The sequence below is a fragment of the Comamonas denitrificans genome (assembly GCF_042654745.1).
In the GTDB taxonomy this organism is placed as follows: Bacteria; Pseudomonadota; Gammaproteobacteria; order Burkholderiales; family Burkholderiaceae_C; genus Comamonas; species Comamonas denitrificans.
In genome coordinates this window covers 1-11,774 of the sequence record NZ_JBHSEY010000033.1, presented here as the reverse complement: position 1 = coordinate 11,774, position 11,774 = coordinate 1, and the positions used below count along the sequence as shown (strand labels likewise).

The window sequence follows — 11,774 nt, the reverse complement described above, 5'->3', positions numbered from 1 at the left end:
CATGGCCTGTGAGGATGCCATTGCATGCTGACATGTACCAAACATTGCGGAGGGTTTTGCAGGATTTCCTTTACTTTTTGCGGTGAATCGAAATGGTGGGCGCTTTGGCCGCTTGCTCGGTGCTGGCCAGGGCCACTTGCACGGCCACATCGCGGGCCAGTTTTTTGTAGATGGCGGCCACTTCGCTATCGGGGGCGGCCACCACGGTGGGCTTGCCGCTGTCAGCTTGCTCACGAATTTGCAGCGACAGGGGCAGCGAGCCCAAAAAGTGCAGCCCTTTGTCTTGCGCCAGGGCCTTGCCGCCGTCGTGGCCAAAAATGTGCTCCACGTGGCCGCACTGGCTGCACACGTGCATGGCCATGTTCTCCACCAGGCCCAAAATTGGCACGCTGACTTTTTCAAACATCTGAATGCCTTTGCGGGCATCGGCCAGGGCAATGTCCTGCGGCGTGGTGACGATGACGGCACCGGTCACCGGGATGCGCTGGCTCATGGTCAGCTGGATGTCGCCCGTGCCGGGGGGCAGGTCGATGATGAGGTAATCCAGCCCGTGCCAATTGGTTTGGCGCAGCATTTGCTCCAGCGCCTGCACGGCCATGGGGCCGCGCCAGATCATGGCCTGGTCGGGGTTCTCTAACAAAAAACCAATCGACATCAGCTGCACACCGTAGCCTTCAAGCGGCTGCATGGTTTTGCCATCAATGCTTTCCGGCTTTTGGCCGCTGACACCAAACATCAGTGGCTGGCTGGGGCCGTAAATATCGGCATCGAGCACGCCCACGCGGGCACCTTCTGCCGCCAGCGCCAGGGCCAGGTTGGCGCTGGTGGTGCTTTTGCCCACCCCGCCCTTGCCCGAGGCCACGGCGATGATGTTTTTCACCCCCGGCAGCAATTGCACGCCCGGCTGCACAGCATGCGAGCGCACTTCCCAACGCACGTTGGCGCTGACGTTTTGCACCCCGGCCACCGTGCGGGCGGCGGCAATCAATTGCTGACGCAGCGGGGTCAGCAGGCTTTGCGCCGGGTAGCCCAGCACCACGTCAAAGGCCACATCCCCGCCCTCGATGGTGAGGTTGGTCAGGGCCTGGCTGGTGACAAAATCCTGGCCGGTATGCGGATCGCGCACACTGGCCAAGGCGGTGCGCAGGTCGTTTTCAAGAATAGGCATGGTTACTTTTCGTCGAACGTAAAAATGTCGAAAGTCTAAGCGCCATAGAGAGCCCGTATGACCTGTTCGCGATCTGCACGCGCACAACTGCTGGCCGCCATCACCAGAAGGCGGGGCGGGCTGGACTGTTACCATTGCCAGCTTTGCCTTTCCTCCCCCCCATCGCGCCCTTTTTTGCTTGACATGGCACTTCGTCTTATCCCTTTGGCCTTGGCCCTGTGCTACTGCGCCAAGGCACTGGCCGCCACCCCTTCCCTGGAAGATGTGCAGCAGTTGCTTGATTTGTCGCTGGAAGAGCTGATTGCCACCCCCGTGGTGACCGCGTCACGCCAAAGCGAAACACGCGACCAGACACCGGCGCACGTCATGGTGTTCACGCGCGAGCAAATTCGCCAGCGGCGCTACCAAAATTTGGCCGATTTGCTTGAAGACCTGCCCGGCGTGAATTTCCAGCGTGGCACCAAGTCCTCGCAATTCAACCAATTCACAGTGCAAGGCTATCTGGGGCCGAACAAGCTGGTGCTGATGCTGGACGGCATCCGCATTGGCCAGCCCAGTGGCGGCAACATTCCGGTGGCAGAAAATTTAGCCCTCTACCATGCCAAACAGGTCGAGGTGGTCTTTGGCCCCGCTGCCGCTTTGTACGGGGCCGATGCCGTGGCCGGGGTGGTCAATATCATTACCGACAACGCCACCAGCGCCACCGCCAACGGGGCCAGCGGCAGCTTCTCGGTGGGGCTGGGGCGCTTTGGCAGCCGCGACACTTCGTTTTTCACCAGCGCCAAAATCAGCGAGCGCCTGGGCATTAGCGTCGGTGGGCACAGCCAGCGCTCTGACCGTGCGCCGCTGGATGAGTTTTACCCCGATGATTTTCAAAAAGTCGATGGCCAATTCAACGGCCGCACCGTGCTGCCCGCAGCCACGCGCGAGGCCTATACCGGCGGCATCCGCAGCAGCAGCGTGTTTGCCCGGCTGGACTTGGGCGAACCATTGACCGCAGGCTTTTACCGCCACCGCTTCAACAGCCTGACCAGCACGGGCGACCCCTATGCCATGGCCCGCTACGACCGCGCAGCCCAATGGCAAACCACCAACGATACGGTTTATGCCCGCTACCGCCACCGCCTGGGCGAGAACCTGCACGGGAAGCTGACGCTGGACCACGCCCAGATGCAAGTCGATCCCCGCGCCTACTACAGCAACGCTTACAACGACTTTGGCCGGAGCTACTCCTACGTGCAGGGCAAACGCACGGGCATCGAAGAAAGCCTGCACTGGCAGGTCAATGAGCGCCACCAGGTGCAAGGCGGCCTGGGCTGGCAGGAATACACGGCGATTGAAGCGGCCTCCATGCCCCAGCCCTACAACACCGACCTGTCCCCGACGGACCAAGGCATGGTGTACCCCAACACACCAGGGTTTCGGTTGGACACCCCGCACACGCGGTTTCACAACCTCTCGGCCTACGTGCAATGGCAAGCGCAGTGGAGTGAGCAACTTTCCAGCGTGGCCGGGGTGCGGCTGGACCGCCATTCGGTCTATGGCAGCAGCATCAATCCCCGGCTGGGGGTGGTCTTTGCCCCCAGCAAAAACCATGTTTTCAAAGCCTTGTATGGCCAAGCCTTTCGTGCGCCGTCGCCTGAAGAGAGCCTGAGCACCATCGGCCACTTTGATGGTCGCCAAGATGCCGATGGCCGCTACATTGGCACCCACTTCCGCGTCGGCAATGAGCATTTGGAGCCAGAAACTGTCCGCTCCTTGAGCCTGACCTGGGATTGGCGGCCTGCGCAGAACCTGAACTTCAGCACCAACCTGTACCACAGCCGCATCAGCCATCTGGTGGTGAACATGCCTACCGCCGATGTCATCACCCCCCAGATGTGGCTGCAAAACCCCGAAACCAAAGGCAACGCCGGCTACCAATTTCAAAGGGGCCTGGATATCAGCGCCCAGTGGCGCTTTCGCTGGGGGCGCAACTGGACGGGCGACCTCTGGGGCAGCGCCAGTTGGATTCACGGGCGCATCAACACCGGCAATGGCATCGAATGGCAAATTCCCTATGTCGCCAGCCGCCAGCTCAAACTGGGCACCACGCTGCGCTGGCGTGACCAATGGAGCATCACCCCCAAGCTGCGCTGGAGCAGCAGCACCACCAATGGCCGCACCAAAGCCCCCGCCAACCCCTTGCTGCCCGCTGCCCACTGCAGCAGCACCCCCAGCGCCCCCACCCGCTGCAGCACGCCAGGGGCCGCCGTACTGGATCTGCACCTGGGCTGGCACCAACTGCTGGACGGCAAAGCCACGCTGTGGCTGGACGTGACCAACGTGCTGGACAAGCGCTACTACGCCGCCGGTGGCGGGGGCAGCATGACGTTTTGGGACATGCCCCAACAGCCCCGGCGCTGGATGCTCACCCTCGACTACCGCTTTTAGGCATGCGCACGATTTGCCTGCGGGGCCAGGCCCTCCTTCTGCTCCTGATCAGCTGCATCAGCCTGCTCTGGACTGCCCCCACGGTGGCCCAGCCATCGCTGCTGGCCGTCAAAGCCGCTTTGCTCTTTAAGCTGCCACGCTTTACCTACCTCACCCACTTGGAGGGCAGCAGCGTGCTCAACCTGTGCATTTTGGGCACCAACCCGTTTGGTGATGCCTTGCACGCCTTGGCCCAAACGCCCATTGATGCGCGCACCGTGGTCTTGCACACCCCCGCAACAGCTGAAACAGCCCAGGTATGCGATATTATTTTTATAGCTGATACCGCAGAAAATAAAAGAAATTTAAATGAAAACATTCAAACATTCAGCACCTACCATGCGCTAACTGTTTCAGATATTGCAGGCTTTGCCCAAGCCGGTGGCATGGTCGAGCTGGCCGCCCACGCACAAGACAACAGCAAAGTACACATCCTCATCAACCCCACGGCCGCTGCCCGCCAAGGCGTTAAGCTCAACGCCCAGCTGCTGCGCCTGGCCACCTTGCTGCCGTAATGTTTCAGTTTCTGCCCCGTGCGCTGCGCCCCCAAACCATTCGACGCAAACTGCAATGGGGCTTTACTGCCGCCATTGTGCTGGTGCTGCTGCTGACCTTTGCCCTGATGCTGTTGCAACAACAGCGCCTGATTCGCAGCGAATGGAGCACCGCCTTGCAAGCCCAGGCCCAGTTGATCGCCACCAACAGCCAGGCGGCGATGACCTTTGGCGACACCCAAGAAGCCGAGCGCCTGCTCTGGTCCAGCGAGGGCAACGCCGCCATCTTGCGTGCCCGGGTGCTGATTGCGCCTTACACGCCCGGAAAACCGCCCTATGCCGAATTTGCCCGCACTCCGGACATCCGCAAGCATGTCTCGCCCCCGCCACCGCCGCAGGGCAGCGGCATCGAGTTTCATGACGAGGAAGACCACGATCACCTGCTGGTGTGGGCCGCCATTCCCCACGCCGATCCCCCGGCCACGGTAGAGCTGCTGGCCTCGCTGCAGCCCATGCGCCAATCGATCCAGCGCACCACGCGCGAGACGGGCGTGACACTGCTGGCCGTGCTGCTGTTGTTTTTATGGGTCTCCCACCGCGCTGCCCGGCGCATTGCACGGCCGCTGCTGCGCCTCAATCAACTCATGGGGAAGGTGGCCGACAACCCGGCCCTGACCGAACGCGCCAATGCCCAGGGGCACGATGAGCTGACCCAGCTGGGGCGCAGCCTGAACGACATGATCGAGCGCCTGCAAAAGCGCGACCAGGAACTGCAGCAATACCGCGAAAACCTGGAAACCCTGGTCGAACACCGCACCCAAGCCCTGCAACACGCCACCGCAGAGGCCCAAGCGGCCAGCCGCGCCAAGTCCGACTTTCTGGCCCGCATGAGCCACGAAATTCGCACCCCCATGAACGCCATTGTGGGCCTGAGCAAGCTGCTCCTAAAAACAGAGCTCACCGCCCACCAGCGCGATTACCAAGAGAAGGTAATCGCCGCCTCGGACATGCTGCTGGGCCTGATCAACGACATCCTGGACTACTCGCGCATCGAGGCGGGCAAGCTGGAAGTGGAGCACATTGATTTTGAAATCGACCAGCTCATGGACAGCCTGGTGGGCCAAATGGCGCTGCGGGCCCAGCAAAAGGGGCTGGAGCTGCTGCTGCAATGCGACCCGCACATCCCCAAAACCTTGCGCGGCGACCCGCTGCGCCTGACCCAGGTGCTGGTCAATTTGACCAGCAACGCCATCAAGTTCACCGAATTTGGCGAAGTCATCATCCGCATCCAGCTGCAAGCGCACACCCCGGCCGGCGTGCGGCTGGAGTTTTCTGTGACCGACTCGGGCATGGGCATTCCCGCCAACCGCCTGGGCCAGCTGTTCACCCCCTTCACCCAGGTGGATGACAGCATTACCCGCCGCTTTGGTGGCACCGGCCTGGGGCTGGCCATTTGCCGCCAACTGGTCGAGCTGATGGGCGGGCAGATTCACGCCACCAGCCAAGAGGGCCAGGGCAGCCGCTTTTTCTTTACCCTGGAGCTGCCCGTGGCCCGCCGCGCCCAGCCGCTATTGCCCCCCAACAGCAGCGCCGCCACCTCGCCGCTGAGCGGCAAGCGCGTTCTGGTGGTGGATGACAACGCCAGTGCCCGTGAAATTTTGCACGCCACGCTGGTGCAATTTGGCATCCAGGCCGATGTGGTGGACAGCGGCCCAGCCTGCCTGCAGCGCCTGCAACAAGCCAATGCGGCCGGCACCCCCTACCACCTGGTGCTGCTCGATTGGCTGATGCCCGGCATGGATGGCATTGAAGTGGCCCGCCATATCCAGGCGGCCAACCTAAGCGCTGGCCTGCCCGGCATCTTGATGGTCACCGCCGGCAGCTACGAAAAACTCAGCCCCCAAGCGGCGCAAGTGGGCCTGCAGCATATTTTGACCAAACCGGTCAGCCCCACCGCCCTGCATGCGGCAATGTGCCAAGCCTTGCTCAGCCCCACAGCCAGCGCTACCAGCCCTGCCAGCCCCACCCCAGCGTCCCCGGCCAGCCGCTTCGATTTCAGCGCCATCGCCGGTGCCCGGGTGCTGCTGGTCGATGACGTAGCGCTCAACCGCACCGTGGCCTTGGCCTTTCTGGAAGAAACCGGCATACAGGTCGAGACCGCCATCGACGGCCATGATGCCGTGACAAAAATACAAACGGCCCCGCCCCACCACTACGACCTGGTGCTGATGGACATCCAAATGCCCAAAATGGATGGCCTGACCGCCACCCGAACCATCCGCCAAGAAGCCCGGTTCAACCACCTGCCCATCATCGCCATGACCGCCCACGCCATGGAAGGCGACCACCAGCGCAGCCTGGATGCGGGCATGCAAGACCACCTGACCAAGCCCATCAACCCAGATGCGCTCTACGCCGCCTTGCTGCACTGGATTGCCCCACGCACCGGCACAAGCACGGGCACCCCGGCACACAGCTCTGTTCCAAGCGCTGCCACCCCCCTCCCGGCGCTGCCAGGCATCGACACCGCCGCCGGCCTGGCCCACTGCCTGGGCCGGCCCGATTTGTACCTGCGCATCCTCGACAACTTTGTGCGCGAATTTGCCGATAGCGCCCCGCGCATCCAGGCCGCCCTCGCTTCAGACCCCCCGCACGATTGGCCCACCGCACGGCGCATTGCCCACTCCCTGAAATCGGCCGCTGCCACCCTGGGCGCAGCCACCTTGGCCGATGCCGCCAGGGTGCTGGAAAACGCCTACGCCGCCCAGCAAGCAGCAACGCCTGAGGCATGGGAAGCCATGCACGCCGAACTCACCCGCGTGCTGGCACTGCTCAGCGCCTTGCGGCCACCCAGCCCGCCCGCAAGCGCCGCGCAGACACCCGAGGCAGCCGCTGCCGATGAGTTGATTACCTTGTTGGACCACTTGGCCGAATGCTTGCGCAACGACGATGCCAGCGCCCTGCGCCTGGTCGGCCAGCTGCACACCCAGCTGCCGCACACCCACCATGCCGCACTTGAAGAACTAGAGCTGATACGGGAGAAGATTGAAGATGTTGAGTACGAAGAAGCACTTAATTTGTTATTAAGCCTGCGCAAACAACTATTAAATAAATAGCAATGAACCTGATTAACACTGAATTTACCCTGCTCATCGTCGATGACGAAAAGCAAAACCGCCTGCTGCTGACCGAACTGTTTGGCACCACCTACAAAATCATCCAGGCCAAAAACGGGGTGCAAGCCCTGGAAAAAGCGCGCCAGCACCGCCCCGACCTGATCCTGTTGGATGTGCTCATGCCCGAGATGGACGGCATGGGCGTGCTGCGCGAGCTCAAGCGCGACGATGCCACCCGCCTCATTCCGGTGATTTTCATCACCGCGCTGGACTCGGCCACCGATGAAGAAAACGGCCTGAACCTGGGGGCCGTGGACTACATCTCCAAGCCCTTTCACCCCCCCATCGTGCGCGTGCGTGTGCGCAACCAACTGCAGCTGGTACACCAGCGGCGCTTGCTGGAGCAGTTGGCCTCGCTGGACGGGCTGACCGGCATCCCCAACCGCCGCCAGTTCGATGCCACGCTGCTCAAAGAATGGCACCGCTGCCAGCGCAACCAGCAACCGCTGTCGCTGATCGTGGCCGATGTTGATTTTTTCAAAAAATACAACGATGCCCTGGGCCACGCGGCCGGCGACCGCGTGCTGCAGGAAGTGGCCGCCACCTTGCGCCAAGCGGCCCGCCGCCCCGGCGACCTGGTGGCCCGCTACGGCGGGGAAGAATTTGTTCTGCTACTGCCCGAAACCGATGCCACCAGCGCCCAGGCCCTGGCCGAGGGCTTGCAACAATTGCTGCACAGCAAAGCCTTGCCCCACCCCGATTCCAGCCTTGGCCCGTGGCTGACCATGAGCATGGGCGGCAACACCATCGTCCCCAGCACCACCGCACTCGACCCCGAATTTTTCGCCCTGGCCGATGCGGCCCTGTACCGCGCCAAACACCAAGGCCGCAACCAAGTGCGCTGGGCCAATTAAGCAGGCGCTGCCCAGCCGCCTAGAATTGGCCGCTTTGTTTCCTCTTTTCATTACCGCTTTTAGCGCTCCTTACCATGTCGCAACGCAAGCTCTTCGTCACCACCGCCCTGCCCTACGCCAACGGCCACTTTCATATTGGCCACATCATGGAATACATCCAGGCCGACACCTGGGTGCGGGCGCAGCGCATGCAGGGCAACGCGGTGAACTTTGTCGGTGCCGACGATGCCCATGGGGCCCCGATCATGATTGCCGCAGAAAAAGCGGGCAAAACCCCGCAGCAATTCGTGGCCGACATTGCCGCCGGGCGCAAGCAGTACCTGGAAGGCTTTCACATTGCCTTTGACAACTGGAGCAACACCGACAGCCCAGAAAACCACGAACTGTCCAAGCAGATTTATCTGGATTTGAAGCAGGCCGGCTTTATCGAAACGCGCACCATCGAGCAGTTCTTTGACCCGCAAAAGAACATGTTCCTGCCCGACCGCTTCATCAAAGGCGAGTGCCCACGCTGCCACGCCAAAGACCAGTACGGCGACAACTGCGAAGTCTGCAGCTCGGTGTACGCGCCCACCGACTTGATCAACCCGTATTCCGCCCTCTCCGGGGCCAAGCCCGAACTGCGCACTTCAGAGCACTTTTTCTTCAAACTCTCGGACCCGCGCGCGGTCGAATTTTTGACCGAATGGACGCAAAACGGCCAACACGTGCAGCCCGAAGTGGCCGCCAAAATCAAAGAATGGTTTGGCACCCGCACCAACCCCGACGGCAGCACCAGCACCGGCCTGGACGACTGGGACATCTCGCGCGATGCGCCCTACTTCGGCATCGAAATCCCCGACGCGCCGGGCAAATACTTTTATGTGTGGCTGGATGCGCCCGTGGGCTACCTGGCCTCGCTGAAAAACCTCTTGAACCAGCGCGGCGAAGATTACGACGCTTACATGGCCGACCCGGCCCTGGAGCAGGTCCACTTCATCGGCAAAGACATCATCACCTTCCACACCCTGTTCTGGCCTGCCATGCTGAAATTCAGCGGCCGCAAAACGCCCACCAAAATCTGCGTGCATGGCTTCATGACCGTAAACAACGGCGAAAAAATGAGCAAAAGCCGGGGCACGGGCCTGGACCCGCTCAAATACCTGGGCCTGAACATGAACCCCGAGTGGCTGCGCTACTACCTGGGCGCAAAACTCAACGGCAAAAACGAAGACATCGACTTCAACGCCGAAGACTTCATGCTGCGCGTCAATGCCGACCTGATCGGCAAATACGTGAACATCGCTTCGCGCGCTGCCGGCTTTATTGCCAAGCGCTTTGATGGCCAGCTTGGCAGCATCGGCCAAGACAGCCAAGCCCTGCTCACGGCCCTGCAAACGCCCCAAGCGGCCATCATCGCCGCCTACGAAGCACGCGACACCGCCCGCGCCGCCCGCGAGATCATGCTGCTGTGCGACAAGGTGAACAGCTACGTCGATGCCAACAAACCCTGGGAACTGGCCAAGCAAGAAGGCCAAGATGCCCGCCTGCACGATGTCTGCACCACCTGCATCCAAGCCTTCCGCCTGCTGACGATTTATCTCAAGCCCATGCTGCCCGCCGTGGCCGAACAGGTCGAAGCCTTCCTGAAGGTGCCGCCCCTGCAATTTGCCGACGCTGAAACGCTCTTGGGCGCTGGCCACGAAATCGGCCAATACCAGCACCTGATGCAGCGCGTCACCATGGAGCAGCTTGAAGCCCTGTTCGAGCCGCCCGCCGCGCCGGTCATCGAAGCGCCCAAGCCCGGCGGGGAAAACAATCAAGCCCCCACGCTCGGCGCTGCCGCGTCCTCGCTGCCCCCCGAGGGGGCTGGCTCCGCCTTGGGGCGGCCCGGCGGCGAAGCCATTGCCCCCACCATCACCATTGACGACTTCGCCAAGGTGGACCTGCGCATCGCCAAAATCATCGAATGCAAGGCGGTGGAAGGCTCCACCAAGCTGCTGCAACTGACCCTGGACGCGGGCGAGGGCACAACCCGCAACGTCTTCAGCGGCATCGCCAGCATGTACAGCCCCGAGCAACTGGTGGGCAAGCTCACCGTGCTGGTGGCCAACCTGGCCCCGCGCAAGATGAAGTTTGGCGTGAGCGAAGGCATGGTGCTGGCCGCCAGCCACGCCGACGAAAAAGCCGTGCCCGGCATCTACGTGCTCGAACCCTTCCCAGGGGCGCAGCCGGGAATGCGCATTCATTAATTGAATAGCTCTTTGCGCTTTTAAATAAAGGGTTTTGTATGGTTTTCATACGGAAATCCTTTATTTACCAGCGCAAACAGCTTCTTTTTTAATATTTTTCAGCCTTTCAGGCACAGACCTTCCAGCCCCATGCCCATCTACCGTTGCAACAAATGCGGTTTTGTCAGCGAAGACACGCAAACCCCCGTCAATACACCCACCGCTTGCGGACGCTGTGGCACGCCCAGTACGGTGTACGGCACGGTGTTTTTTGTCGAAGAGCTGATCAAGCGCCTGGCCAGCGTCACGCGCGAACTCAAAACCCTGCAGGCCCAGCCCGTGGCCGCGCCGACCGCGCCAGCAGCACCGGCACCGGCAGTACCTGCTGCAGCCCCCGCAGCCAGCAGCTTTCCCACGCTGGATGCGGCCCCCAAAGAGGCCCCGCACACTGCCCTGGTGCAGTGGTTCGCCCAAAAAAATATCCAAGCCGCCATCGACCCCAGCGCGGCCGATACCAGCGGCTTTTTTGACGAGGCAGCCACCGCCCTGGGCGACGACTACCTGCTGTTTGCCGACCTGCTCGACCGCGTGTGCTACTCGTACCGCAAGAGCTACACCAACGTCAATCTCGAGCTGGCCAAGCTGTCGCAAAAAGACGGGCAGGCCATTACCCAGTTTTGTCGCACGCTGTACGAGCACACCTTTTTTGCCCGCTACCACTACCAAAAAGCCGAAAAAATCGCCCGCCTGACGCTGCAAATGGCCCCGGCCATCCGCCAATTTTTTGAAGGCGGCTGGCTGGAGTGGTACGCCTTGGTGCAAGCCCTCTCGGCCAGCAAGCAGCGCTCGGTGCCCCTGTCCTACGCCCGGGGCGTAAAAGTCACCTTCCCCAACGAAGACCTGCATGAGCTGGATGTGCTGCTGCAACCCCAGGGGCAAGAGCCCATTTGCATCGAATGCAAAACCGGCGAATTTCGCCGCGATATCGACAAATACGTGCGCCTGAACAAGCGCCTGGGGCTGGCCAAAAGCCGCTTCATCCTGTGCTGCACCGATCTGAACGCCGAGCAAGCCCAGGGCCTGAGCGCCATGTACGACCTGAGTTTCGTGCCCCTGCCAATGCTCAAACGCCATCTGCACAGCATGATTTAGCCCAGGCTGAAGCTAAAAACCAGGCATATAAACGCTTGATCAGAAAATTTCTGTCTTATTGAGCAGCTCACATCGAGATATCACTGAATGGCATTCGTAAAAAACGCTAAAGATATCGCTCGCGAAGCGATGGATGTAATCAACCCCAGTCTTTCTGATAAATACGCTTCCGTTATCCATGAGATAGCCCCCTGATTCCCCATCCCCGTCCTATCGCTTATCTTTGAGATAGGAATAGGACTATGAAT

Annotated in this window: 7 protein-coding genes; 6 read left to right on the top strand and 1 reads right to left on the bottom strand. The window is 61.3% G+C overall.

Translation table 11 applies throughout. From position 1 onward, the window contains the following. Positions 1-70: 70 nt before the first annotated feature. Positions 71-1,168 (bottom strand): iron-sulfur cluster carrier protein ApbC, encoded by a 1,098-nt coding sequence (apbC, locus tag ACFO24_RS07350; protein WP_377737750.1) that lies wholly within the window; start codon positions 1,166-1,168, stop codon positions 71-73. A 183-nt stretch (positions 1,169-1,351) separates the two neighbouring features. Here apbC and ACFO24_RS07345 point away from each other — a divergent pair, with 183 nt between their 5' ends. The 6 genes from ACFO24_RS07345 to ACFO24_RS07320 all read left to right on the top strand — a co-directional run bounded on the left by ACFO24_RS07345 (position 1,352) and on the right by ACFO24_RS07320 (position 11,526). Beyond that, the gene (locus tag ACFO24_RS07345) at positions 1,352-3,601 is read left to right on the top strand and encodes a TonB-dependent receptor plug domain-containing protein (protein WP_377737749.1); all 2,250 of its coding nucleotides are present in this window, start codon (positions 1,352-1,354) and stop codon (positions 3,599-3,601) included. Positions 3,602-3,603: 2 nt separating this feature from the next. Then, positions 3,604-4,155, top strand: a complete 552-nt coding sequence (locus ACFO24_RS07340; RefSeq protein WP_377737748.1) for a YfiR family protein — start codon at positions 3,604-3,606, stop codon at positions 4,153-4,155. After that, on the top strand, positions 4,155-7,250 hold the full coding sequence (locus ACFO24_RS07335) for a response regulator (RefSeq protein ID WP_377737747.1): 3,096 nt from the start codon (positions 4,155-4,157) through the stop codon (positions 7,248-7,250). Before ACFO24_RS07340 ends, ACFO24_RS07335 begins: the two co-directional genes overlap by 1 nt. 2 nt (positions 7,251-7,252) lie before the next feature. Continuing rightward, positions 7,253-8,164, top strand: coding sequence for a GGDEF domain-containing response regulator (locus ACFO24_RS07330; protein WP_377737746.1), 912 nt, complete (start codon positions 7,253-7,255; stop codon positions 8,162-8,164). Between the two features lie 74 nt (positions 8,165-8,238). Next, positions 8,239-10,395: a methionine--tRNA ligase gene (gene metG / locus ACFO24_RS07325; protein WP_377737745.1), complete on the top strand. Its 2,157-nt coding sequence runs from the start codon at positions 8,239-8,241 to the stop codon at positions 10,393-10,395. Between the two features lie 129 nt (positions 10,396-10,524). Beyond that, the gene (locus ACFO24_RS07320) at positions 10,525-11,526 is read left to right on the top strand and encodes a hypothetical protein (RefSeq protein ID WP_377737744.1); all 1,002 of its coding nucleotides are present in this window, start codon (positions 10,525-10,527) and stop codon (positions 11,524-11,526) included. The last annotated feature ends 248 nt before the right edge of the window (positions 11,527-11,774 follow it).

Bases quoted from the DNA above. Each gene is read 5' to 3' on its own strand.
- metG (WP_377737745.1), top strand. From the start codon at position 8,239: ATGTCGCAACGCAAGCTCTTCGTCACCACCGCCCTGCCCTACGCCAAC.
- ACFO24_RS07330 (WP_377737746.1), top strand. From the start codon at position 7,253: ATGAACCTGATTAACACTGAATTTACCCTGCTCATCGTCGATGACGAA.
- apbC (WP_377737750.1), bottom strand. From the start codon at position 1,168: ATGCCTATTCTTGAAAACGACCTGCGCACCGCCTTGGCCAGTGTGCGC.
- ACFO24_RS07335 (WP_377737747.1), top strand. From the start codon at position 4,155: ATGTTTCAGTTTCTGCCCCGTGCGCTGCGCCCCCAAACCATTCGACGC.
- ACFO24_RS07320 (WP_377737744.1), top strand. From the start codon at position 10,525: ATGCCCATCTACCGTTGCAACAAATGCGGTTTTGTCAGCGAAGACACG.
- ACFO24_RS07340 (WP_377737748.1), top strand. From the start codon at position 3,604: ATGCGCACGATTTGCCTGCGGGGCCAGGCCCTCCTTCTGCTCCTGATC.
- ACFO24_RS07345 (WP_377737749.1), top strand. From the start codon at position 1,352: ATGGCACTTCGTCTTATCCCTTTGGCCTTGGCCCTGTGCTACTGCGCC.